We start from the raw sequence: 25314 nt of genomic DNA, 5'->3' as shown, positions 1-25314 counted from the left end.
GGTCGAGAAGCTTCTCTTCGTTCGACATCTAGCGGGGGCTCCTTGGCGCGTCGCGGAGGATGGGGGTCATCGGGCTCACGGCTTTCCGAACTCGTCGGACTTTCCGAACTCGTCGGAGATGAGGTCGAAAATGTCTTCTGCCGTCGCCGTCTCGAGCTCGCTGTGGGCCGCGGAACGCTCCGTTTCCCGTTCCGTGTCGTTCCACTTGGCCAGCAGCAGCCGCAGTCGCCCGGTGATCCTGCGACGGGCCGCCTCGTCCACCGCCGAGGGCCCCGAGACCGCGTCCCACCGGTCGAGCTCCGACAGCAGATGCCCCTCGGAGGTCAGCTGCCCCTCGACGAGCCGCTCGCGCAGATAGTCGGCCAGCTCCTTGGGGGTGGGGTGGTCGAAGACCAGGGTGGGCGGAAGGTCGAGACCGGTGGCGGCGGAGAGCCGATGCCCGAATTCGACGGCCGTGAGGGAGTCGAACCCCAGCTCCTGGAACGGCTGGGCGGGCGGGATGGCATCGATGGTGGGATGGCCGAGGATCGCGGCGGCGTGTGTCTGGATGTGATGGAGCAGGAGCTGATGCTGCTGGGCGGGGGAGCCGGTGGCCAACTGCCGCTGAAGCGAACTGCTCATGGCCGCGGTGGCATCCGGGGCGGCATCGGCGCCCGGCGACGCGGCGGCGGCCAGGTCGGACAGCAGCGGGCTGGGCCGCTGTGCGGTGAAACCGGCCGGGAACCTCTCCCAGTCGATGTCCGCGATGGTGATCGCGGTGTCGCCGTGGTCCAGGGAGTGCTGGAGCGAGGCGATGGCGAGATCGGTGTCCAGGGGACGCATCCCGCGCCGGCGGTAGTAATCGATGACGGCCTCGTCGGCGGCCATACCCGCATCGCTCCATGGCGCCCAGGCGAGGCTGGTGGCGGGGAGTCCCCGGGCGCGGCGGTGCTCGGCGAGGGCGTCGAGATAGGCGTTGGCGGCGGCGTACGAGGGCTGTCGGCTACCGCCCCACGCGGCCGCGCCGGACGAGAAGAGCACGAAGGCGCTGAGGCCGAGATCCTCGGTGAGCTCATGGAGATGGGTGGCCGCGAGCGCCTTGGGCCGCAGCACTGCCTCGATCCCCGGAAGGTCGAGCTCGGCGAGCGGGATGTTCTCCGCGAGCCCGGCGGCGTGGACGACGGCGGTGAGGGGGTGTTCGGCGGGGATGGTGCCCAGGAGGTGCTGGAGTGCGGCGCGGTCGGATACGTCGCAGGCGGTGACGGTGACGGTCGAGCCCAACGCCGTGAGCTGTTCAATGAGTTGTGTGGCGCCAGCGGCATCGGGGCCGGAGCGGCTGACGAGGTGGAGACGGGGTGCGCCCTGACGGGCGAGCCAGCGGGCCACATGGGCGCCGAGACCGCCGGTGCCGCCGGTGATCAGAGTCGTACCCGTGGGGCGCCACGCGGTGGGTGCGGTGTCCGGGCAGGCGGCGCGCTCCAGACGACGCGCCAGGGCGGTGGCGCGGATCGCCACCTGGTCCTCGGGCTGGCCGGGCGCCAGTACGGCGGCGATACGGGCGGGGGTGCGGACGTCCACGTCGGCCGGGAGGTCGATGAGGCCGCCCCAGAGGTGGGGGTGCTCCAGCGCCGCGACCCGGCCCATGCCCCAGACCTGGGCCTGGCGCGGGTGGGGGAGCGGATCGGTGGCGGTGGCGGCCACCGCACCCTGAGTGACGCACCACAGGGGCGCGATGAGCGGCGTCTGGCTGAGGGCCTGGACAACGGCGGCCGTCGCGGCAAGCCCGGTGGGGACGGCCGGGTGGTCGGGGTGGGGCCCCTGGTCGAGCGCGAGCAGACTCAGAATGCCCTCGGGTGTGCCGCCGTCGGGGAGGTGGGAGAGCAGGGGGACGAGGGCGTCGCGTCGGGCGTCCGCGCCGTCGAGCGACAGGATTTCATGGGCCGCGCCATGGGCATCCAGCGCCTGGACGGTGGTGTGGACGGCCGGGTGCTCCTCCAGCCCCGATGGGACGAGCAGCAGCCAGGTCCCGCTGAGCGCCGGCGCGGTGGCGGAGTCCGGCAGTTGCTTCCACGCGACGCGGTAGCGCCAGGAGTCGATGGTGGACCGCTCGCGGTGCCGGCGCCGCCAGGTCGACAGGACGGGGAGCGCGGGCAGTAGGGCGTCGATGCCGGGGCTGTCCTTGTCGAGCTGGAGCGTGCTGGTGAGGGCGTCGACGTCGAGCTCCTCGATGGCGTCCCAGAGCCTGGCTTCGGCCGGGTGGTGGCCGTTGAGATGACCGTCGGCGCGCGGAGCGGGCGGGGCGAGCCAGTAGCGCTGGTGTTGGAAGGCGTAGGTGGGGAGGTCGATGGTGCGGGGGGTGGGGGTGGCGGGGTACCAGCTGGTCCAGTCGATGGTGGTGCCGTTGGTGTGGAGTTGGGCGAGGGTGTGGGTGAGGGCGTGTGTGTCGGGGCGTTTGTGGGTGAGGGTGGAGGTGATGAGCGGTGTTGTGGGGTTGTTCTGGTTGGTGGTGTGGTGGTGGAGGGTGTGGTGGGTTGCGGTGGCGAGGATGGGGTCGGGGCCGAGTTCGAGGTAGATGTTGGTGTGGGGTGTGGTGTGGGTGATGGCGGGGTGGAAGTGGACGGGTTGGCGGATGTGTTGGGCCCAGTAGTCGGGGGTGGTGATGTGGTCGTCGGCTGGTTGTCCGGTGAGGTTGCTGATGAGGGGGATGGTGGGTGGGTGGTAGGTCAGTCCGTTGATGGCTTCTTTGAAGGGTTCGAGGATGGGGTCCATCAGGGGGGAGTGGAAGGCGTGGCTGACGGTCAGGTTCTTGGTTTTGCGGCCTTTGGCTGCCCAGGTGGTGCTGATGTTGGTGACGAGGTCGATGGGGCCGGAGATGACGGTGCTGGTGGGGGTGTTGAGGGCGGCGATGCTCACTTGACCGTGGTGTGTGGCCAGGTCCTCGGCGAGTTCGTCGGGGGTGGCGGCGATGGTGGCCATGGCTCCGCCTTCGGGGAGTTCTCCCATGAGGGTGGCGCGGGTGGCGACGAGGTGGCAGGCGTCGGGGAGGTCGAAGACTCCGGCGATATGGGCGGCCGCGATTTCGCCGATGGAGTGTCCGATGACGGCGTCGGGTCGTACGCCGACCGATTTGAGGAGCCGTGCCAGGGCGATGTGGAGGGCGAAGAGTCCGGCTTGGGCGTAGGTGGTGTGGTCCAGCAGTGCCGCCTGTTCGGGGTTGCGGCTGAAGACCAGCTCCCGCAGGGGGTGTTCGAGATGCGGATCGAGAAGACCGCAGACCTCGTCGAAGGCTTCGGCGAAGACGGGGAAGCGGTCGTACAACTCGGCGCCCATGCCGGGGCGTTGGCTGCCCTGTCCGCTGAAGAGGAACACCGTCTGACCGGTGGCCTCCGCCGTCTCCCTGGGCTCCACCAGGCCCGGATGGGGTTCTCCGGCGGCCAGTGCCTCCAGTCCCGCCACCAGCTCTTCGCGGTCCTGGCCGATGACCACGGCGCGGTGGTCGAAGAGCGTCCTGGACCGCAGCAGGGACCAGCCCACCTCAGCGGCACTCACCTCGGGCCCGTCGATGATGTGCCCGGTCAGGGCCCGCGCCTGGCCCCGCAGCGCCGCGTCGCTCTGCGCTGAAATCACCCAGGGCACCACACCGGCGACGTTCGATACGGGGGCGGGCTCGATCGGCTCGGGGGCCTGCTCAAGGATGAGATGGGCGTTCGTACCGGAGATGCCGAAGGAGGAGATCCCCGCTCGACGGGGCCGTTCGCTCCGGGGCCATGGGACGGGCTCGGTGAGCAGGCGCAGGTTGCCCGCGCTCCAGTCGACATTCGGGGTCGGTTCGTCGATGTGCAGTGAGGCGGGCAGCACGCCGTGGCGGATCGCCATCACCATCTTGATGACCCCGGCCACTCCGGCGGCGGCCTGGGTGTGGCCGATGTTGGACTTGATGGAGCCGAGCCACAGCGGACGCCCCTCGGGCCGCTCCTGCCCGTACGTGGCCAGCAGCGCCTGCGCCTCGATCGGATCGCCCAGCGACGTACCCGTACCGTGCGCCTCCACGGCGTCCACCTCGGACGCCGACAGCCGGGCGTTGGCGAGCGCCTGCCGGATCACCCGCTGCTGCGACGGCCCGTTCGGCGCGGTGAGGCCGTTGCTGGTGCCGTCCTGGTTGACGGCGGAGCCACGGACGACGGCCAGCACGCGGTGGCCGTTGCGCCGCGCGTCCGACAGCCGTTCCAGCAGGACGAGACCGACGCCCTCGCCCCACACCATGCCGTCCGCCGCGGCCGCGAACGGTTTGCACCGCGCGTCGGGCGCCAGACCGCGCTGGCGGGAGAACTCGATGAACGCGCCCGGGGTGGCCATCACCGTCACCCCGCCGGCCAGGGCCATCGTGCATTCGCCCTGCCGCAGCGCCTGGGCCGCCAGATGCATGGCCACCAGTGAGGACGAGCACGCCGTGTCCACCGTGACCGCCGGACCTTCGAGGCCGAACGAGTAGGCCACCCGGCCGGACACCACACTGCCGATATTGCCCGTGGCGACATAGCCTTCGACGTCGCTCGCCGTATCGCCGGTGAGGGAGATGTAATCCTGGGACGTCACTCCCGCGAACACACCCGTGTTGCTGCCCGCGAGCGCCTCCCGGTTCAGGCCCGCGCTCTCGAAGGTCTCCCAGGCGGCCTCCAGGAGCAGGCGCTGCTGGGGGTCCATGGCGACCGCCTCGCGCGGGCTGATGCCGAAGAACCCGGGATCGAACTCGGCCGCCTGGTAGAGGAATCCGCCCTCACGGACATAGCTCGTCCCTGAGCGGTCGGGATCGGGGTCGTAGAGCGCGTTCAGATCCCAGTTGCGGTCGGTGGGCATGTCCGCGATGGCATCGCGGTGGGCCATGACCAGCTCCCACAGGTCCTTCGGGGAGTGTGCGTCGCCGGGGTAGCGGCAGGCCATGCCGACGATCGCGATCGGCTCGTCCTGGGCGGCCGTGGTGGGGGTGCGAGCGGCGACGGCCGACTGCTGGCCCGTGAGTTCGGCGCGCAGGTACGTGGTGAGGGCGTTGGGCGTGGGGTGGTCGAAGACGACCGCGGGCGCGAGGTCGATTCCGGTGGCGGTGGCGAGCTGGTTGCGCAGCTCCACGGCGGTCAGGGAGTCGAACCCGAGCTCCTGGAACGGCTGGGTGGGCGGAATGGCGTCCGGCCCGGAATGCCCCAGGATCGAGGCCGCGAGGGACTGGATCCGCTCGAGGAGGAGCTGGTGCTGCTGCTCGGGGGTAGCGGCGGAAAGCCGCTGTTGGAGCGAGCTGCCGGCGGACGTGCCGGCGGTTCGCTCGGTGGGGTTCTCGGCGGCCGTGACCAAGTCGTCGAGCAGCGGGCTGGGACGCTGCGCGGTGAACGCCGTCGGGAACTTCTCCCAGTCGATGTCCGCCACGGTGACCGTGGTGTCACGGTGGTCCAGGGCGTGCTGGAGCGATGCCACGGCCAGCTCCGGGCTGAGCGGAGACAGCCCACGCCGCCCGTAGAACGTGAGCGCGGTCTCGTTGGCGGCCATGCCCGCGTCGCGCCAGGGGCCCCAGGCGAGGCTGGTGGCGGGGAGTCCCCGGGCGCGGCGGTGCTCGGCGAGGGCATCGAGGTACGTGTTCGCGGCGGCGTAGGCGCCTTGCCGACTGCCGCCCCACGCGGACGCGCCGGACGAGAAGAGCACGAAGGCGCTGAGGTCGAGCCCCTGGGTCAGCTCATGCAGATGAGCGGCGGCCAGGGCCTTGGGGCCGAGCACATGCTGCAGCCGCTCCGGCCCCAGATCGGCGATGAGCTGGGTGTCCGACGTTCCGGCGGCGTGGATGACGGTGGTGAGGGGGCGTTCGGCGGGGATGGTGTCGAGGAGGTGCTGGAGTGCGGTGCGGTCGGAGGCGTCGCAGGCGGTGATGGTGACGGTCGTGCCCAGGCCGGTGAGTTCTTCGGCGAGTTGTGTGGCGCCGGGGGCGTCGGGGCCGGAGCGGCTGATGAGGTGGAGATGGGGTGCGCCGTGGTGGGCGAGCCAGCGGGCGACATGGGCGCCGAGGCCACCGGTGCCGCCGGTGATGAGCGTGGTGCCGGTGGGCTGCCAGGTCCTGGGCGCCGTGGTGGGCGTACTGGCCCTACGGAGGCGCCGGACGTAGCTGCCGGCGGCGCGGATGGCGGTCTGGTCCTCCGGGCCACCGGGGGCGAGCAGGGCGGCCAGACGGTCGGCGGTGTGGTGGTCGATGACGGTCGGGAGGTCGATCAGGCCACCCCAGCGGCGAGGGTGCTCCAGGGCCGCGGCCCGGCCCAGGCCCCACGTCTGCGCCTGCCGAGGGCTGGGGAGCGGATCGCCGGGACCGGTGGCGACGGCGCCCTGCGTGAGGCACCACAGGGGCGCCGGGATCTCGGCGTCGTCGAGGGCCTGGACGAGCGCGGTGGTCGCGGCCAGCCCGGAGGGCACGGCGGCGTATTCGGGGTGCGGCTCCTCGTCGAGGGCGAGCAGGCTCAGTACTCCGGCGGGTTCGTCCTCCGTGGCCAGACGCGTGAGGTGGCCCGCCAGGGCGTCACGATCGACGGTACGGGTGTCGAGCACATGGCGGAGCGGAGTGGCGCCGTGGCTGGTCAGGGCCTGCGCGGCGGTTGCCACGGCAGGGTGGTCGGACTGATCGGCGGGGATGATCAGCAGCCAGGTGCCGGAGAGGTCCGGACGCACGGAGGAAGCGGAAAGACGCTTCCAAATGGTCTGGTAGCGCCAGGAATTGATGACCGACCGCTCCCGGTGCTGCCGCCGCCAGGCGGACAGCGTGGGGAGAACAGCGCCCAGCATGGGCCGCTGGTCCGCCGGTGAGTCAATGGTCGCCGCCAGGGCTTCCAGATCCTCGCGCTCCACCGCCTCCCAGAACTCCCTGTCGACCAGAGCAGCCTCTGTGGGCGCCGAGTCGGAGGAGGAGGCGGACGACAGCCAGTAGTGCTGGTGTTGGAAGGCGTAGGTGGGGAGGTCGATGGTGCGGGGGGTGGGGGTGGCGGGGTACCAGCTGGTCCAGTCGATGGTGGTGCCGTTGGTGTGGAGTTGGGCGAGGGTGTGGGTGAGGGCCCGCCCCTCGGGCTGCTTACGGGTGAGGGTGGAGGTGATGAGCGGTGTTGTGGGGTTGTTCTGGTTGGTGGTGTGGTGGTGGAGGGTGTGGTGGGTTGCGGTGGCGAGGATGGGGTCGGGGCCGAGTTCGAGGTAGACGTTGGTGTGGGGTGTGGTGTGGGTGATGGCGGGGTGGAAGTGGACGGGTTGGCGGATGTGTTGGGCCCAGTAGTCGGGCGTTGCGATCTGCTCGTCGGCTGGTTGTCCGGTGAGGTTGCTGATGAGGGGGATGGTGGGTGGGTGGTAGGTCAGTCCGTTGATGGCTTCTTTGAAGGGTTCGAGGATGGGGTCCATCAGGGGGGAGTGGAAGGCGTGGCTGACGGTCAGGTTCTTGGTTTTGCGGCCTTTGGCTGCCCAGGTGGTGCTGATGTTGGTGACGGGGTCGATGGGGCCGGAGATGACGGTGTTGGTGGGGGTGTTGAGGGCGGCGATGCTCACTTGGCCGTGGTGTGCGGTGAGGTGCTCGGCGAGTTCGTCGGGGGTGGCGGCGATGGTGGCCATGGCTCCGCCTTCGGGGAGTTCTCCCATGAGGGTGGCGCGGGTGGCGACGAGGTGGCAGGCGTCGGGGAGGTCGAAGACTCCGGCGATATGGGCGGCCGCGATTTCGCCGATGGAGTGTCCGATGACGGCGTCGGGTCGTACGCCGACGGAGTCGAGGAGCCGTGCCAGGGCGATGTGGAGGGCGAAGAGTCCGGCTTGGGCGTAGGTGGTGTGATCCAGCAGCCCGGTACGCTCCCGGTCGGTATCGAAGACCACCTGCCGTAGCGGGTGTTCAAGATGCGGATCGAGAAGACCGCAGACCTCGTCGAAGGCTTCGGCGAAGACGGGGAAGCGGTCGTACAACTCGGCGCCCATGCCGGGGCGTTGGCTGCCCTGTCCGCTGAACAGGAACACCGTCTGACCGACCGCCTCGGCGGCCCCGCCGGGGTGCACCAGGCCCGGATGGGGTTCTCCGGCGGCCAGTGCCTCCAGCCCCGCCACCAGCTCTTCGCGGTCCTGCCCGATGACCACGGCGCGGTGGTCGAAGAGCGTCCTGGACCGCAGCAGGGACCAGCCCACCTCAGCGGCACTCACCTCGGGGTCGGCGTTCACCCGTGTCACCAGCGCCCGCGCCTGGCCTCGTAGTGCCTCCGTACCGCGTGCGGACACCACCCACGGCACCGGCCCACCCATCGGTTCTGCCGACTCCACCGGCTCCGTCGGTCCCGCCTCGACGGCTCCCACCGCCGCCACCGGCTCATCGGGCGCCTGCTCCACGATGACATGCGCATTGGTCCCGCTGATGCCGAAGGACGAGACGCCCGCTCGGCGTGGATGCTCGCCCCGCGGCCACTCCCGCGCCTCGGCCAGCAGGCGGACATCGCCCGCGTTCCAGTCCACGTGCGGGGTCGGTTCGTCGATGTGCAGTGAGGCGGGCAGCACCTCGTGGCGCATCGCCATCACCATCTTGATGACCCCGGCCACTCCGGCGGCCGCCTGGGTGTGGCCGATGTTGGACTTGATGGAGCCGAGCCACAGCGGGTGTCCCTCGGGCCGCTCCTGCCCGTACGTGGCCAGCAGCGCCTGCGCCTCGATCGGGTCGCCGAGCGTGGTGCCGGTCCCGTGTCCCTCCACCGCATCGACCTCTGTCGGCGACAGCCGGGCGTTGGCGAGCGCCTGGCCGATCACCCGCTGCTGCGACGGCCCGTTGGGCGCGGTGAGGCCGTTGCTGGTGCCGTCCTGGTTGACGGCGGAGCCACGGACGACGGCCAGCACGCGGTGGCCGTTGCGGCGCGCGTCCGACAGCCGTTCCAGCAGCAGTAGCCCCGCGCCCTCGCCCCAGCCGGTGCCGTCGGCCGCCGATGCGAACGGCTTGCACCGGCCGTCGGCCGCCAGGCCGCGCTGGCGGGAGAACTCGATGAAGGTGGTCGGCGTGGCCATCACGGTCACGCCACCCGCCAGCGCCATCGTGCACTCGCCCTGCCGCAGCGCCTGGGCGGCCAGGTGCATCGCCACCAGCGAGGACGAGCACGCCGTGTCCACCGTCACCGCCGGGCCCTCGAGGCCGAACGCGTACGCCACCCGGCCCGACATGACACTCGGCGTACCGCCCGCGAGTAGATACCCCTCGACCTCCCGCGCCGAGGAGTTGCCGGAGGCGCCGTAGCCCTGATAGGTGCCGCCGGCGAAAACGCCGGTGTCGCTCCCGGCGAGCGTGTCCCGGTCCAGGCCCGCGCTTTCGAAGGTCTCCCAGGCGGTTTCCAGGAGCAGCCGCTGTTGGGGGTCCATGGCGAGCGCCTCGCGCGGGCTGATGCCGAAGAACGCCGCGTCGAACCCGGCCGCGTCGTGGAGGAAACCGCCCTCGCGCGCATAGCTGGTGCCCAGACGCTCGGGGTCGGGATCGAAGAGGGTGTCCAGATCCCAGTCGCGGTCGGCGGGCATCTCCCCGATGGCGTCCCGGCCCGTGATGACCAGTTCCCACAGCTCCTCCGGCGACCGCACACCGCCCGGGTAGCGGCAGGCCATGCCGACGATCGCGATCGGCTCGTCGTCGGCGGCCACCGACGACGCGTGGGTGGTGACGGCGGCCTTCTGCCCCGCGAGTTCGGCGCCCAGATACGTGGCGAGCGCGTTCGGCGTCGGATGGTCGAAGACCAGTGCCGGGGCGAGGACGAGGCCGGTCGTGGCGGCGAGCTGATTGCGCAGCTCGACCGCGGTGAGGGAGTCGAAGCCCAGCTCCTGGAAGGGCTGCCCCGGGGGGACCGCGTCCAGGCCGGAGTGGCCGAGGATCGTCGCGGCCAGGGCCTGGACATGGCGCACCAGGATCTGGTGGCGCTGAGCGGCGGGCGCCGCACTGAGTTGTCGCCGCAGCGGATTGTCGTCGGCGGTGGCCGTGGACGTGGCGGGCTCCGCGATCGACGGCATCAGTCGGGTGAGGAACGGACTCGGGCGCTGCGCGGTGAACGTACGGCCGAACCTCTCCCAGTCGACATCCGCGATCGTGACGGCGGTGTCGTCGTGTGTCAGCGCGTGATGCAGGGACGCGATGGCGAGGTCGGTCGGGAGAGGGGAGAGACCCCGCCGCTCGAGGTGGGAGAGCGTGTGCTGGTCGGCCGCCATGCCCGCCTCGCCCCACGGCCCCCAGGCGAGGCTGGTGGCGGGCAGGCCCCGGGCCCGGCGGTGTTCGGCGAGCGCGTCCAGGTAGGTGTTCGCGGCGGCGTAGGCGGCCTGTTGCCCGCTGCCCCATGTCGCGGCGTTCGACGAGAAGAGCACGAAGGCCGTGAGATCGAGGCCCTGGGTGAGGTCGTGCAGATGAGCGGCGGCCAGGGCCTTGGACCGCAGAACGGACTGCAACCGCCCCGGGTCCAGCTCGCCGATCTGCCCGAGTTCCATCGTGCCGGCGGTGTGGATGACCGTGGTGAGGGGGTGTTCGGTGGGAACGGTGTCGATGAGCCGCCGGAGCGCGGTGCGGTCGGAGACATCACAGGCGGTGATGGTGACGTCCGTTCCCAGAGCGGTGAGCTCATCACTGAGCTCGGACGCGCCGGGCGCGTCGGGTCCGGAACGGCTGACGAGGTGGAGGCGGGGTGCGCCCCGGCGGGCCAGCCAGCGGGCGACCTGGGCGCCGAGACCGCCGGTGCCACCGGTGATGAGCGTGGTGCCCGACGGCTCCCAAGGGGTGGGGGCGGTGTCGGCGGCGGGCACACGAGTGAGGCGGCGCGCGTACGTACCGGTGGTGCGGATGGCGACCTGGTCCTCGGGCTGCCCGGGGACGAGAAGGGCCGCCAGCCGACCCGCGGTGTGGTGGGTCATGGTGGCGGGCAGATCGATGAGACCGCCCCAGCGCCGCGGATGTTCCAGCGCGGCCACGCGGCCGAAACCCCAGATCTGCGACTGCTCGGGGTGGAGGAGGAGGTCGCTGCGGCCGGTGGCGACGGCGCCCTGCGTGACGCACCACAGGGGCACGCTGATTCCGGCGTCATCGAGAGCCTGGAGGAGGGCGGTGGTGGCGCCGAGCCCGGCGGACACCGCGGCGTGACCGGCGAGCGGCCCCTGGTCGAGGGCGAGCAGGCTGATGAGTCCGGTGAGCCGGGACTCCTCGGTCAGCCGGTCGAGGCGTTCGCGGAGCGCGGCGCGATCGATGTGATGAGCGTGGACCGCGTACGGGAGCGCCGTGGCGCCGTGCGCCCGCAGCGCCTGGAGGGTGACCTGGACCGTGGTGTGCTCCTCCTGCCCGGCAGGGACGACCACCAGCCAGGTGCCTGTCAGGGCCGGGGAGGCCGCGTCGGGGAGCTGCTGCCACGTGGCCCGGTAGCGCCAGGAGTCGATGGTGGAGCGTTCACGGTGCTGCCGCCGCCAGGCGGACAGAACGGGGAGCGCGGGCAGTAGGGCGTCGATGCCGGGGCTGTCCTTGTCGAGCTGGAGCGTGCTGGTGAGGGCGTCGACGTCGAGCTCCTCGATGGCATGCCAGAGCTGCGCCTCGGCCCGGTCCCCGGCAGCCCCCTCGATGCTCGTACGGGCGGCGGGCGGGGCCAGCCAGAAGCGCTGGTGCTGGAAGGCGTACGTCGGCAACGCGACGACCTGGGGGGCCGGGTCGGCGGGGAACCAACTGGTCCAGTCGACCTCGACACCGGCGGTGTGCAACTGGGCGAGGGTGTGGGTGAGGGCCCGCCCCTCGGGCTGCTTACGGGTGAGGGTGGAGGTGATGAGCGGTGTTGTGGGGTTGTTCTGGTTGGTGGTGTGGTGGTGGAGGGTGTGGTGGGTTGCGGTGGCGAGGATGGGGTCGGGGCCGAGTTCGAGGTAGACGTTGGTGTGGGGTGTGGTGTGGGTGATGGCGGGGTGGAAGTGGACGGGTTGGCGGATGTGTTGGGCCCAGTAGTCGGGCGTTGCGATCTGCTCGTCGGCTGGTTGTCCGGTGAGGTTGCTGATGAGGGGGATGGTGGGTGGGTGGTAGGTCAGTCCGTTGATGGCCTCTTTGAAGGGTTCGAGGATGGGGTCCATCAGGGAGGAGTGGAAGGCGTGGCTGACGGTCAGGTTCCTGGTTTTGCGGCCTTTGGCTGCCCAGGTGGCGCTGATGTCGGTGACGAGGTCGATGGGGCCGGAGATGACGGTGTTGGTCGGGGTGTTGAGGGCGGCGATGCTCACTTGACCGTGGTGTGTGGCCAGGTCCTCGGCGAGTTCGTCGGGGGTGGCGGCGATGGTGGCCATGGCTCCGCCCTCGGGGAGTTCTCCCATGAGGGTGGCGCGGGTGGCGACGAGGTGGCAGGCGTCGGGGAGGTCGAAGACTCCGGCGATATGGGCGGCCGCGATTTCGCCGATGGAGTGTCCGATGACGGCGTCGGGTCGTACGCCGACCGATTCGAGGAGCCGTGCCAGGGCGATGTGGAGGGCGAAGAGTCCGGCCTGGGCGTAGGTGGTGTGGTCCAGCAGTGCCGCCTGTTCGGGGTTGCGGCTGAAGACCAGCTCCCGCAGGGGGTGTTCAAGATGCGGATCGAGAAGACCGCACACCTCGTCGAAGGCTTCGGCGAAGACGGGGAAGCGGTCGTACAACTCGGCGCCCATGCCGGGGCGTTGGCTGCCCTGTCCGCTGAACAGGAACACCGTCTGACCGACCGCCTCGGCGGCCCCGCCGGGGTGCACCAGGCCCGGATGTGGCTCTCCGGCGGCCAGTGCCTCCAGCCCCGCCACCAGTTCCTCGCGGTCCTGGCCGATGACCACGGCGCGGTGGTCGAAGAGCGTCCTGGACCGCAGCAGGGACCAGCCCACCTCAGCGGCACTCACCTCGGGGTCGGCGTTCACCCGTGCCACCAGCGCCCGCGCCTGGCCCCGTAGCGCCTCCGTACCGCGTGCGGACACCACCCACGGCACCGGCCCACCCACCGGCTTGACCGACTCCACCGGCCCCGCCTCGGCGTCCCCCTGAACCGTCGCGGCGCCCTCCGGGGCCTGCTCCAGGATCAGATGGGCGTTCGTCCCGCTGATGCCGAACGACGAGACCCCCGCCCGTCGGGGATGCTCGCCCCGCGGCCACTCCCGCGCCTCGGTCAGCAGATGGACATCGCCCGTGCTCCAGTCCACGTGCGGGGTCGGTTCGTCGATGTGCAGTGAGGCGGGCAGCACCTCGTGGCGCATCGCCATCACCATCTTGATGACCCCGGCCGCGCCCGCGGCCATTTGTGCGTGCCCGATGTTGGACTTGATGGACCCCAGCCACAGCGGACGCCCCTCGGGCCGCTCCTGCCCGTACGTGGCCAGCAGCGCCTGCGCCTCGATCGGATCGCCCAGCGACGTACCCGTACCGTGCGCCTCCACGGCGTCCACCTCGGACGCCGACAGCCGGGCGTTGGCGAGCGCCTGCCGGATCACCCGCTGCTGCGACGGCCCGTTCGGCGCGGTCAGGCCGTTGCTGGCGCCGTCCTGGTTGACCGCCGTACCCCGGATCACGGCCAACACCCGGTGGCCGTTGCGCCGCGCGTCCGACAGCCGTTCCAGCAGCAGGACGCCCACCCCCTCGGCCAGGGTCATGCCGTCGCTGTTGGCCGAGAACGCCTTGGACCTGCCGTCCGGCGCGAGCCCGCGCAACTCGCTGAAGCCGATGAACGGTGCCGTCGAGGACATCACGGCCACGCCCCCGGCCAGCGCCATATCGCATTCGCCCTGCCGGATCGCCTGGCAGGCCAGATGCATGGCGACCAGGGAGGAGGAGCACGCGGTGTCCACCGTCACCGCGGCTCCCTCCAGCCCGAGGGTGTACGCCACCCGGCCGGACACCACGCTGGCGGAGTTGCCGATGGTGAAGTAGCCGGCCGAGCCCTCGGGCACCTGGGAGGCGTCGGAGCAGTAGTCGAGGTGATCGCAGCCGATGAAGGTGCCGGTCCGGCTGCCCCGCAGCGACTCCGGATCGACCCCGGCGTGCTCGATGGCCTCCCAGGACGCCTCGAGGGCCAGCCGCTGCTGCGGGGCCATCCCGAGCGCCTCGCGGGGGCTGATGCCGAAGAACGTGGCGTCGAATCCCGCAGGGTCGTCGATGAAGCCGCCCTCGCGCGTATAACTCGTCCCCGGGTGGTCCGGGTCGGGGTGGAAGAGATTCTCCAGGTCCCAATTGCGGTCGGTGGGGAGCTCCGAAATGGCGTCCCGCTCCGTGGCGACCAGTTCCCACAGCTCTTCGGGGGACCGTACGCCTCCGGGGAAGCGGCAGGACATTCCCACGATGGCGACCGGCTCATGCCCCGCGGACTCGACATCCTTCAGACGGCGCTGCGTCTGCCGGAGATCCGCCGTCACCCGCTTCAGATAGTCGAGCAGCTTCTCTTCATCACTCGCCATGGTCGGCCACCCCCACTTCCCTCGGTCCGGAACGCTGAACGCTATTGGCGGCGGCAGTCGTAACTGCCCTGCAAAGTACTTCCGTCGGGGAAGGTGAAGCTCGTGGTGTCCTTGAAATGCCCTGGCCCGAGCACCTGGTAGTCATCCTTGAGATCCAGCTTCACGCCCGTTGTCTGCCCCGAGGCATTCGGTGTGATCACCTGGGTGAGGGGACCCTTGAATATCAGGTGGCCGTCCTGCCAACCGGACGAGGTGTAGTTTCCGGAGGAACCCCAGTTGTCGTGGTATTGGGTCATGAATTTCCCGTCCACGGGGTTCCAGCCGAAGGACGAACGGCCGACCACGCTTCCGGGTTCGAGCGTGGCGTCCGTGTACAGGTAATGCCCGCCCATGGCCCGCCTGGTGTTCAGCTTCAGCACCGCCGGCTTTCCGCCCGGCGGTGGGGTGTAGTCGCAGGTGTAGGAGCCGAGCAGAAAGTCCAGGTCGCGGATCTGCGGGGGAGCGGGGAGCGGATTCCTGCCGCGCGGCGGTTTGGCTCTGGTATCGGGCTCAGCGTTCACCGGGGAGACGGTGAGCGCGATCAGGCTCACCGCGGCCACACCCACGACACCGGCCGGGACCTGCCGGCTCCACCTCCTCCGCCGGGCCGTGCCCCGCGGTTCCCGTTCCCGTTCCCGTTCCCGTTCCCGTTCCTCCGACCTTTCGGTACGCACACTCGACTCCCAACCGTCAATCGGGCGCTGACCTGTGGTTGAGCCGCCTGATCGGCGGCTTGTCCGGATACGGCGACCATCATTTGTGCCGTCACCAAAGTGGGTCTAACGCCCGGCTTGGCCTCCTCCCGGATGAGAACCAGACCTCCTCCCGGATGAGAAAAGGGGCACCGCGAAAGAGGAGTACCGGCCTCGCATTAGCCCAGCTTTAGCCCGCCCGCCGACCATGAATGCCGACCATGGCGATGAGGAGGATGACGATGAGCGGATGGCCGGAGCTGGAGAAGTACATCGATCGGGCCCCCACCTCGAAGGAGATGATGGCCTGGATCGAACTGATCGTCAGCCAGGGCATTCGCCGGGCGGGCTACCCGGCCGACGGCTGGACCGAGGAGTGGGCCGCCGAACAGTTCCGGGAGACGGGCCTGGAGGACGTACGGCTGGAGCCGCTGGACACGCCCATCTGGCGGCCGCGGTCCGCCGCCTTCGAGATCTGGCCCACCGGCCGGCCCGATGAGGTCATCCGCTTCGAGGGACTCGCCCTGCCGTACACCACCCCGACCGAGGGCACCGAGGGCCGGCTGGTGCGGATGGAGGACGGGGAGGTGCGGGGCTCCATCGCGGTCCAGGAGATCGGCTTCACCCGGCTGCCGCAGACCGAGGTGCAGGCCCGCGCCACCGGCTCCTACGACCCCGAGGGCGTGTTCCCCGACCTCGTCCAGACCGTGCCCTTCGACCTTCCCCATGTGCTGGACTTCGACATCGCCATCAAGGACGGTGCCACGGCCTATGTCGGCCTGCTCACCGGACTGCCCTGGGAGACCAGCGACTTCTACTGGCCTTATGACGCCGAGCGTCGCTCCGTCCCCGGCATCTGGCTGAGCGGCGAGGACGGGCAGCGGGTCCGCGAGCTGATGGCGTCGGGGGAGTGCGAGGGCCGGATCGTCTCCGATGCCACCATCACCGAGGAGACCACCCACAACGTGGTGGGCACCCTGCCCGGCGCCTCCGACCACTGGGTGATCGTCGGCTCACACCACGACGGTCCCTGGGCATCGGCCGTGGAGGACGCCTCCGGGGTGGCGCTCGTCCTGGCGCAGGCCAAGTTCTGGGCGTCGGTGCCGCGGGAACTGCGGCCGCACAACATGCTGTTCGTGCTGACGTCCGGCCACATGGCGGGCGCCGCGGGCACCCAGGCGTTCATCGCGGCGCACCCCGAGCTGTTCCCCCAGGTCGTCCTCGAAATGCATCTGGAACACGCCGCACGCCAGGCGGAGGTGGTCGACGGGGAGGTCGTGCCCACCGACGACCCGGAGGTGCGCTGGTGGTTCACCACCCAGGCGCCCGAGCTGGAGCGGCTGGTGGCCGAGTCGCTCGAGGCAGAGGACCTGCGCCGCTCGTGGATCCTGTCGCCGACCGCCTTCGCGCCGAACCCGGCCACCGACGGCGCCTACTTCTACTACACGGGTGTGCCGCTGGTGCAGCTGATCACCACGCCCATGTACATCTTCGATCCGCGGGACACCCCGGACAAGGTGGACGAGCAGAGCCTGGTGCCGCTCACCAAGGGGGCGGCGCGGATCATCGCCGGTACGGCGGGCTGTGAGCCCGACACCCTACGGGTGCCGATTCAGACCGCGGCCGACGAGACGGAGTAGGACGGCCGGCGGAGTGGGACGGCCGACGGAGTGGGACCGCCGAACGGGGACGGCCCGCCGAGTTCCGGCGGGCCGTCCCCGTCGCCCTACCGGCGACCCGACAGCCGGCACAGCGCCTTGGCGGTTCGGTGCGGATCGCTCTCGGAGCGGGCGGTGAGGACGACCGCGCCCCGCCGCTCGGCGCCCTTCTTCGCGGCCACGGCCACCTCCACATCCACCGAGCCACCGGCCCTGGCGGTGGCGAGACGGTTGGGCAGCCAGGCGGACCAGCCCCGGCCGACGGCCCTCGCCGACAGCCGGTAGACATCCGAGTCCACCGACGTGGCCGGAGCCGTCGCCCGCTCCCCGGTGGCGCGTGCGGTGTTGTCGAGGCCGAAGGTGCACACGGCCCGGGAGCGGGAGGGATCCCCCTTGGCCTCGCCGCGGTGCAGGGCCACTCCGCGGCGCTGCGGTCCGGCGCCGTCGAGGGACTTCACGGCGATGGTGTACGAGAGCACTCCGGACCTGTCGCGCTTGAGGTCGAGCACATAGAAGTGCAGCCGGTTGGCCCGGTCGAGGTACTCGTACTGGCTGCCGGAGTCGGCTCCGGCGTGGAAGAGCGCATCGCTGAGCTGCCGGTAGTCGCCCATGGTGATCTTCTGGGTGGTGCCGTCGGGGCGCCGGAAGTCCACCAGGTCGATGTCCTCGGGGTGGGCGTCGACCACCCAGGCGAACGGCGCCCGGTCCTTGTTCTTGGTCTTGGCCAGCAGCACCCCGTGATCCGGGGTGAACGAGTCCATGCCCATGCGGTCGACGACCTCGACGGTGTAGTTGTCGTAGCCGCCGCCGTCGCACAGCGGGTCGGTGCCGTTGTCGCAGGGCTCCGACAGATCGCTGCCTATGGCGATGTTGACCCCGGAGAGCCCCTTCTCGCCCGGTGGCGCCGAGCGTGCGGTGACCCGGGCGACGACCAGGCCGGAGCTCTTCAGCGCGTCGCGGTCCAGCCGCAGCACGTTCTTCTCATCGACGATGCCGAGCTTCAGCTTGTCGCGCAGTACATGCTGGGAGCCCATCGAGCCCCCGGCCGTGGCGGGGATCTGCCAGCGGGTGTGCGGTCCGCCGGGGCCGTTGAAGGAGCCGCGGGAGAGCATGCTCCAGATACCGGTGTACGAACGGCTGAGGGGGGTGCCGTACGGGTTGTTGTAGTTGTCCCCGATGCCCAGGATGTGGCTGAGCTCATGGGCGTACACGGCCATGCCGGAGCTCTCGGCCTGCACCGACGACCCGTCGGCGGCGTTGGGCCAGATACGGGCGGCGGCCTGCCAGGACGTCCACGGCACATAACGGGTCCGGGCGGAGTTGTCGCCCGCAGAGGACGGCGGCCCCCAGGCGGCGGGTACGTCCGGTGCGCCCGGGAACTTCATCGGGCCGAACTCCTGCCAGGTGGACGACTCGTCCTGTCCGGCGGTGAGATAGAAGACGAAGTCGAACGAGTCCGCCTTGTCGGCGCCCACATCGGCTACCCAGGCGGCCTTGCCGTCCTCCCGGATGTCTTTGCCGCAGGTGTCCCCGGCCGGGCAGGCGCCCGGGTTCATCGAGTCCTCGACGCCGTACTGATAGGACTTGCCCGGCATGCGGTACACACCGAAGGCGGTCAGATCGACACCGATGCGGCCGCCGGAGTCCTCCATCCAGTACTCGTTGATGGTGTGACCGTTGTTCAGCGGCCCCGGGGTGTTGAGGAAGTCCTGGTAGAAGCGCGGGAGGCGGTCGCGCGGGATACCGGAGGCGCTCGGCTGCGGATTGCCGAACAGGGTGGAACCGGCCGGCCGGCTGACCGTGAACTCCTCGTCCGGGTAGTCCAGGAGCACCAGCGCGCCCTTGAAGGTGCGCTGGGTGGGCTTGACGGAGAGGTCCGCCCAGTGCGTACCGGGGACCGCGCGGTAGTCGGCCCAGGTCATGTCGTCGGGGTTGCGCCAGTGCTGCGGATCGATCGGCCGCACCAGCGACGGCCGGGCGGAGGCGGCCGACGGTGTGCCGTCGGGGGTGGCCCGCGCGGGTCCGGCGGCGATGGCCGCCGCGGTGGCGAGGACGGTGGCGACGACGGTCAACCGGCCGACGGGTCTTCGGGGGAGGAACAAGGCTCACCTCGTGTCGGGCGTCTCGGAGCTCAGACATGACAAGCCGTGCGGGCGGTATGCCTACCGCTGCCCAAAGGTAGGACGGGGGAAGGGGGGACGCCAGAGTGCCTCGGGACGCAAGAGTGCGTCAGGACTTCCGGAGTGCCTCGGGGGCGCCACGTGCCTCGGGACTACCGGACGTCCGGGGCGTCGCCCGCCGCCCCCGGCTCCGGCCCGCGGATGCCGTCCCGGTCCCGGTACCGGAGGACGGCTGCCGGGCCGGCCGGAAAGCGCGATAGCGTGTACAGGCCAACGGGAGCTGCCGCCGCCTGGGACTTCGTCAGCACACCCCGGGAACAGCCCACCCCGGAAGGCGAGGTGCGCCCGTGCCTCCGAGGTGCGTCCGCGCTCGCCCGAAGCCGGGCACCGGCCCTCCCTCCCGTCCGGCGCGACTCGTGGATACCAGCACTAGGAGCCCTCTTGACCAGCCCAGAACAGCGCATGGCTGACCTGCTCAAGACCTTCGGTGAGCCTGCGGCGAACACCGCGTACCTGCTGTGCGACAGGCACCCGGACGACGCCGTCGCGTTCACGGTGGTGGACAAGGACATGACCGGCCACGACATGACGTACGGGGAGCTTCGTGACCGTTCCTCGCGCATGGCCGGTTCCCTGGCCGCACTGGGAGTCGGAGTGGGCGACCGCGTCGCCACCTTGATGGGCAAATCCACCGAACTGCTGGTCGCGAGCCTTGCGATCTGGCGGCTCGGGGCCGTCCAGGTGCCGCTGTTCACCGCGTTCGCCCCGCCGGCCGTCGCGCTGCGGATCACGGGCAACGACACCAAGGTCGTGATCACCGACGCCGACCAACGCCCCAAGCTGGACCCGGAGTCGGGCTTCCCCGGCGAGCGCCCCTGGCGGATCGTCACCACCGGGCCGGTCACCGAAGCCGATCTGTCCTTCGCGGAGCTGGCCGAGGGGCACGCCCCGCTGTCCGAGCCGGCGGCCGTGGGCGGCGACGGGCTCATCGTGGAGCTGTTCACCTCCGGCACCGCGGGCACCCCCAAGGCCGTCCCGATCCCGCTGCGGGCGGTCGCGAGCTTCGCCATGTACCAGCAGTTCGGCCTGGACCACCGGCCCACCGATGTCTTCTGGAACGCCGCCGATCCGGGCTGGGCGTACGGCCTGTACTACGCGATCATCGGGCCCCTCGCCCTCGGGCAGCGCGGACTGCTGCTGAACGGCCTGTTCTCCGCGGAGTCCACCTGGGAGGTGCTCTCCCGCTTCGGCGTCACCAACTTCGCCGCCGGGCCCACCGTCTACCGCAAGTTGCGCACCTCCGGCACCCCCGCCCCCGCCGATCTGCGGCTGCGCTGCTGCTCCGCGGCGGGCGAACCGCTGCCCCCGGACGTCGTCGACTGGGCGCTCGAGACGCTCGGTGTGCCCGTGCGCGACCACTACGGCTCGACCGAGCTGGGCATGGTGATCGCCCACGCCTGGCACCCGGCCCTGCGCGAGGAGATCAAGCCCGGCTCCATGGGCCGTCCGCTGCCCGGCTGGGGCGTGCAGGTGCTGCGCGAGGACACCAACTCCGCGCCGGCCCGCGTGGACATCCCCGGCCGGGTCGTGGTGGACATCGCCGACAGTCCGCTGATGTGGTTCAAGGGCTACCGCGACGCCCCCGAGCAGACCGCGGAGAAGTTCAGCCCCGACGGGCGCTGGTTCTACACCGGTGACACCGCCGCCCGCGACGAGGAGGGCCACCTGTTCTTCTCCGGGCGCGGCGACGACATCATCCTGATGGCGGGTTACCGCATCGGCCCCTTCGAGGTGGAGACCGTGCTGCTGGAGCACGCCGCGGTGGCGGAGGCCGCCGTGGTCGGCGTACCGGACGAGGAGTACGGCGAGGTCGTGGAGGCGTTCGTCGTGCCGCGTCCCGGGATCGAGACGGGCGACGCGCTCGCGGCCGAGCTGCAGCAACTGGTCAGGGAGCGGTACGCCAAGCACGCCTATCCGCGGCATGTGCACTTCGTGTCCGAGTTGCCGAAGACCTCCAGCGGTAAGACGCAGCGGTTCCTGCTGCGCCCGCAGCAGGCCGCACCGCGGAGCCGCTGAGTCGGCCCCAGGCGGTGTGCACGACCGGGCACCGCGTACGCCCCGGCGCCCCGTGTACGTACACGGGGCGCCGGGGCGTTTCCGTGGCCCGAGGCGTGGTCCCGAGGCGTGGCCCTGACGTCAGCCGCGGGACCGGGACAGCGCCTCCCGCACCGCCTCCTCGGTGCGCCCCACCACCGCCGAACCGTCGTCCGCCGTGATGATGGGCCGCTGGATGAGCTTGGGGTGCTCGGCGAGCGCCGCGATCCAGCGGTCCCGTGCGCTCTCCTCACGCGGCCAGTCCTTCAGGCCCAGCTCCTTCGCGGCCGCCTCCTGGGTCCGGGTGATGTCCCACGGCTCCAGCCCGAGCCGGTCGAGCACCGCGCGGATCTCGTCCTGGCTCGGTACGTCCTCGAGATAGCGGCGCACGGTGTAACCGGCGCCCTCCGCGTCGAGCAGGGTGAGCGCGCTACGGCACTTCGAGCATGCCGGATTGATCCAGATCTCCATGCCGCACACGGTACCGCGAGACCGCCTTGGAACGGGGCCTGACCAGGGGCCTTTGTCAGTGCCCGGCCGTAGAATGGAAGGAGTTGAAGGGAAGGTTTCCCGACCAACTCAGGAGGTTGCCGATGGCCGTTGCCGGACCCCCTCTTCAGGATCTGCCGACCTTTCCGACCCTGCCGAAGAAGCGGATGCCGGCCGGGCGCCCGCGTGAGTGGTACGAGTCCCACAACCGCCGTCTGAAGGCCATGCGCCTGGCCATCGCGCTGCTCAACTCCGGTGTCTACCGCCCCGAGCAGGCGCCCAACCGCAAGATACGCTCCACGGCCGCCAGGATCGGGGTGCATCCGCCGTCCGACACCACCTGCCGGATGGTGCGCTCCCTCATCCGCACCGACCACACCGACCGCGCCGCCCGCCGCTGATACCCGTAAGGTCCGTCGCGCCTCCGGTTCCTTTCCGCTCGACGGAAAGGAACCGGTCGCTCCCGGGAATCGCGCGGTGTCGGGCCGGGTGGGAATTGAGGGGCGGAGAGTGCCGGGGAAATGTTCCGCGGAGAGCCGCGGTGGCCGTTCCGGATATCCGGTGACGCGGGCCCTCGGCGGGTTTCTCCGCTCTTCACCGCCCCGCTCCCGTTGCGCGGGGGCAGGCGCGGGCGCACGCTCTCCTTGACGGAGGGAGTCAGCGATGACCCAGCAACCGCCGTCGGCGGTGGTCGACCGCCCGGTCGTCGGCTCGTACCCGACCTACGCCGGCGCCCAGCGCGCGGTGGACTTCCTGGCCGACAACAAGTTCCCGGTGGAGCACACGGCGATCATCGGCTCGGACCTCCGGATGGTCGAGACCGTCCTCGGGCGGCTGACCAGGGGCCGGGCGGCGCTCGCGGGTGCCGGTACGGGGGCCTGGTTCGGGCTGCTGATCGGGCTGCTGCTGTCCGTCTTCGCGGCGGGGGCCCACAACGTGATCGTGCTGCTGGTGAGCGGTCTGGTGTACGGCGCGGTGTTCGGCGCGATCTTCGGTTTCGTCGGGCACGCCATGACCGGAGGGCGGCGCGATTTCTCGTCCCGGAGCCAGATCGTGGCCGCGCGCTATGAGGTGGTCGCGGACGCCCAGGTCGCCGATGAGGCGAAGAACATGCTGGCCAGGCTGGCGATGCGGGAGGGCTGAGCGGCTCCCGGGGGCCTTCGCCACGCACACTCTGGGCCACCCCGACGGCGGCTCCGGCTCGGGCATGACCCACTCGGCGCACCATGCGCTCGGTGAGATGCGCCCCGCGCTGTATGGCGGTGCCCCCGCACCGTATGGCGTCGGCCACGGCGGCGGTACGGCCGCCACCGGCTCCGGGTCGTGGCGGACCGCTCTCGCCCCGTCCGCCGAGGCCGGGCACGCCCGGCCGCGCCCGAGACAAAGCCACGCGAACCCATGACCGGTATGGACATGGCCTCGCCGTGTGTCGCGGTGCTCGGCGTGTGGGGGTGCTCGGAGCGCTCCTGCACGCGGCGGTCACCCGCCGGAGCGGGCCACCGCTGAGGCTTCCCGTGGCGGCGGTCGCCGTCGCCCGGCCCGATCCTCCCTCGCCCAGACCCGACCTCACCGCCCTGTCTGTTCTGCGGATATAGGCCGAACCGCGCGTAAGGCGCCGGTACGTCCCATGAAACAGTCAACACTTGGCAAAAAGAGGTATATCGACATGACCGCATTCACGCGTCATGCCCCGCCCCGGGTCTTGCGGTCCGTCCGCAGGGCCCGGGGCGGCCTTTGAGGGTGCTTGACGTGTTACATCCCGGGGGCGCAGCCCAGTAGGGGAGGCAGTAGCGGTAAGCCCACCGCGACCGCCGCCACCACGCCGCGCAGCGCCGGATGCGGGCGCCGCCGGGCGTCCAGCATCCGCCGCAGCCGGACCACGGCGCCCGGTCCGCCGACGGTGAAGGCCCCGCCGGGAGCGTGGGAGCAATGGCTCGCCGCCATCGTGTAGAGGGCGGAGACGAGCGCCTGGCGCGGATGGCGGCGCAGCGCGCGGTCGTCCGCGGCCATCTCCAGCAGGAGCGCCGTCTGTGCCCTGGCCTCGCGCGCCAGTGGCAGCCACCGGAACGCCCGCGCGAACGCCTCCGTGGCCGCCAGCGCCAGATGGTGGCGGCCCGCGATGTGCGCGCGCTCGTGCTCCAGTACGGACTCCAGCTGTGCGGGGGAGAGCAGCCGCAGCGCGCCCGCGCTCACCACGATCCGCGGCCTGCGGCCGGGCAGGCAGTAGGCGGTGGGCGTGTCGTGGTCCAGCACGGTGGCGCGCAGCCGCGCCGAGCGTCGGCCGACCATGTCCAGAACGTCCCGGTGGCGGGCGCGGACGCGTCGGGCCCGCAGCACCTCATGGCCGAAGCGGGCGAGCGGAACCAGCGCCACCGAGGCCGGTGCGGCGATGGCCGGAACGCCGACCGGGCCCGTGCCCGGGAGCCGGGCGTCCGGCGTCAATCCGCAGAACCGGAGCAAGCCGGACATTCCATTATGAAGATGCCAAGTTGGGGTGACGAGGTGATAAGTGGTCAGAGCGAGCGCGATGGTGAACGACAGGACCAACCCGTGCCAAACGGCAACCGCCAAGGCGGGTGCGCGATGCGGCCAGGCGCTGCGCGTCAGCGCCTTCGGGGCCGCTGCGCCGACGACGGCGGCGTAACAGGCCAGGGCGAGGGCGGCCGTCACGCCCTGGTCCGGCGCCCCGCGGCCCGCAGGGCCTTGCGCAACGCGCTGACCTCCTCGGGGCCCATCTGCTCGACGAAGTGGGTGAGGGCGGCGGAGCGGTCCTCGCTGGTGCCGAGGGCGTCCTCCATCAGCGCCGCGGTGTACTCCTCACGGCTGCGGACCGGTGAGTACACCCACGCCCGGCCCTCCTTGGCGCGCAGCAGCCAGCCCTTGTTGTAGAGGATCGAGGCGACGGTCATCACCGTGGTATAGGCGACCGGGCGGTGCTCATTGATGTCGTCCACGATTTCCCGCACCGTCGTGGGACGCTGCCAAGCCCAGAGGCGGTCCATGATCTCCGCCTCGAGCTCCCCCAACCGTCGCATGGACGCTTCCTTCCGCCGTTAGTACGGAGGCCCATAGTAGAGACCCCTCGGCGGGGCGCCGCACGCGGCTGTGGAAAAATCCTCAACTCGCCCCGCCCGCGATAGGCTTGACGCCACGCGCATTCACATCCGCACGGTTCCAGGGAAGGGAAGTCCGGGTGACTGGTCTCAACAAGGGGCTTCAAAAAATCGAGGTGGCGCTCAAGTGGGATCCGAGCCCCATGGGTGAGCCGCCCCATGATCTCGACATCGTGGCCGGGACGTACCGCGCCGCCGATCCGTACGGTGCGCCCGCGTACCTCGTCCACTTCGACAGCCGCTCACCGGACGGCACCATCAACCTCAACAGGGACAGCCGCACCGGTCAGGGCCTTGGCACCGACGAGTCCATGACCCTCGAGCTCGAACGGCTGTCGTCCGAATACGTTCGTGTGGTCGTCGGGATAACCATCCAGCAGGGCTCGGGGCGGAAGACGTTCGGAGATGTCCCGAACACCAGTGTCCGGATTCTCGACGGATACACCGAACTCATGACGAGTGACTTCACCGGCGTCTCGGAAGCCACTTCCGCCACGGTCGCGGTATTCACCCGGGACGACGCGGGGGAATGGGGAATTCAGAGCGCTATTCGTGGATTCGAGGCGGACCCCGAAGGCTTTGGGCAGCTCATGGGCAAGGACTATTCCTGAGCGTCCGGGCGAACTTCCCGAGAGCTTCCTGAGCGGCCGGTCCACCGGGGCCGGACGCGGCGCGGGGCCCGCACCATCGTCGTGCGGGCCCCGCG

General features: G+C 70.8%; 11 protein-coding genes. 5 read left to right on the top strand and 6 right to left on the bottom strand.

Annotated elements, in window-relative coordinates:
• Nucleotides 1-75 precede the first annotated feature (75 nt).
• Both ACZ6TD_RS05875 and ACZ6TD_RS05870 read right to left on the bottom strand, forming a co-directional pair.
• On the bottom strand, nt 76-14403 hold the full coding sequence (locus ACZ6TD_RS05875) for a type I polyketide synthase (protein WP_471351355.1): 14328 nt from the start codon (nt 14401-14403) through the stop codon (nt 76-78).
• A gap of 41 nt (nt 14404-14444) precedes the next feature.
• Nucleotides 14445-14993: a hypothetical protein gene (locus ACZ6TD_RS05870; RefSeq protein ID WP_471351353.1), complete on the bottom strand. Its 549-nt coding sequence runs from the start codon at nt 14991-14993 to the stop codon at nt 14445-14447.
• Between the two features lie 383 nt (nt 14994-15376).
• Between ACZ6TD_RS05870 and ACZ6TD_RS05865 the strand changes: the two genes are divergently transcribed.
• The gene (locus ACZ6TD_RS05865; RefSeq protein ID WP_471351352.1) at nt 15377-16774 is read left to right on the top strand and encodes a M28 family metallopeptidase; all 1398 of its coding nucleotides are present in this window, start codon (nt 15377-15379) and stop codon (nt 16772-16774) included.
• A gap of 86 nt (nt 16775-16860) precedes the next feature.
• Here ACZ6TD_RS05865 and ACZ6TD_RS05860 read toward each other — a convergent pair whose 3' ends face one another.
• Complete coding sequence (locus ACZ6TD_RS05860) at nt 16861-18864, bottom strand: M6 family metalloprotease domain-containing protein (RefSeq protein WP_471351350.1); 2004 nt, start codon at nt 18862-18864, stop codon at nt 16861-16863.
• A 489-nt stretch (nt 18865-19353) separates the two neighbouring features.
• On the opposite strand from ACZ6TD_RS05860, the gene ACZ6TD_RS05855 reads away from it, so the two are divergent.
• Complete coding sequence (locus ACZ6TD_RS05855) at nt 19354-20988, top strand: AMP-binding protein (RefSeq protein WP_471351349.1); 1635 nt, start codon at nt 19354-19356, stop codon at nt 20986-20988.
• Between the two features lie 120 nt (nt 20989-21108).
• On the opposite strand, the gene ACZ6TD_RS05850 is transcribed toward ACZ6TD_RS05855, so the two are convergent.
• Nucleotides 21109-21477: an arsenate reductase family protein gene (locus ACZ6TD_RS05850; RefSeq protein WP_470004088.1), complete on the bottom strand. Its 369-nt coding sequence runs from the start codon at nt 21475-21477 to the stop codon at nt 21109-21111.
• 122 nt (nt 21478-21599) lie between these two features.
• Between ACZ6TD_RS05850 and ACZ6TD_RS05845 the strand changes: the two genes are divergently transcribed.
• Both ACZ6TD_RS05845 and ACZ6TD_RS05840 read left to right on the top strand, forming a co-directional pair.
• Nucleotides 21600-21896 carry a hypothetical protein gene (locus tag ACZ6TD_RS05845; protein ID WP_471351347.1) on the top strand — a complete coding sequence of 99 codons (297 nt, stop codon included), beginning with the start codon at nt 21600-21602 and terminating at the stop codon, nt 21894-21896.
• 262 nt (nt 21897-22158) lie between these two features.
• The gene (locus tag ACZ6TD_RS05840) at nt 22159-22638 is read left to right on the top strand and encodes a YflT domain-containing protein (RefSeq protein ID WP_471351345.1); all 480 of its coding nucleotides are present in this window, start codon (nt 22159-22161) and stop codon (nt 22636-22638) included.
• A gap of 609 nt (nt 22639-23247) precedes the next feature.
• Here ACZ6TD_RS05840 and ACZ6TD_RS05835 read toward each other — a convergent pair.
• Both ACZ6TD_RS05835 and ACZ6TD_RS05830 read right to left on the bottom strand, forming a co-directional pair.
• Nucleotides 23248-23964, bottom strand: coding sequence for a M56 family metallopeptidase (locus tag ACZ6TD_RS05835; protein WP_471351344.1), 717 nt, complete (start codon nt 23962-23964; stop codon nt 23248-23250).
• A gap of 197 nt (nt 23965-24161) precedes the next feature.
• Nucleotides 24162-24530 (bottom strand): BlaI/MecI/CopY family transcriptional regulator, encoded by a 369-nt coding sequence (locus ACZ6TD_RS05830; RefSeq protein ID WP_069860587.1) that lies wholly within the window; start codon nt 24528-24530, stop codon nt 24162-24164.
• A 158-nt stretch (nt 24531-24688) separates the two neighbouring features.
• Here ACZ6TD_RS05830 and ACZ6TD_RS05825 point away from each other — a divergent pair, with 158 nt between their 5' ends.
• Nucleotides 24689-25219, top strand: coding sequence for a TerD family protein (locus ACZ6TD_RS05825; protein ID WP_471351343.1), 531 nt, complete (start codon nt 24689-24691; stop codon nt 25217-25219).
• Nucleotides 25220-25314 lie beyond the last annotated feature (95 nt).

Source organism: Streptomyces yongxingensis, from assembly GCF_055597465.1.
The sequence above is the reverse complement of the archived record's forward strand: the minus strand, read 5'-3'. Positions and strand labels throughout refer to the sequence as shown.

Excerpts from the sequence above, each read along its gene's own strand:
- ACZ6TD_RS05875 (WP_471351355.1), bottom strand. The coding sequence starts at position 14,403 with ATGGCGAGTGATGAAGAGAAGCTGCTCGACTATCTGAAGCGGGTGACG.
- ACZ6TD_RS05865 (WP_471351352.1), top strand. The coding sequence starts at position 15,377 with ATGAGCGGATGGCCGGAGCTGGAGAAGTACATCGATCGGGCCCCCACC.
- ACZ6TD_RS05850 (WP_470004088.1), bottom strand. The coding sequence starts at position 21,477 with ATGGAGATCTGGATCAATCCGGCATGCTCGAAGTGCCGTAGCGCGCTC.
- ACZ6TD_RS05845 (WP_471351347.1), top strand. The coding sequence starts at position 21,600 with ATGGCCGTTGCCGGACCCCCTCTTCAGGATCTGCCGACCTTTCCGACC.
- ACZ6TD_RS05840 (WP_471351345.1), top strand. The coding sequence starts at position 22,159 with ATGACCCAGCAACCGCCGTCGGCGGTGGTCGACCGCCCGGTCGTCGGC.
- ACZ6TD_RS05835 (WP_471351344.1), bottom strand. The coding sequence starts at position 23,964 with ATGTCCGGCTTGCTCCGGTTCTGCGGATTGACGCCGGACGCCCGGCTC.
- ACZ6TD_RS05830 (WP_069860587.1), bottom strand. The coding sequence starts at position 24,530 with ATGCGACGGTTGGGGGAGCTCGAGGCGGAGATCATGGACCGCCTCTGG.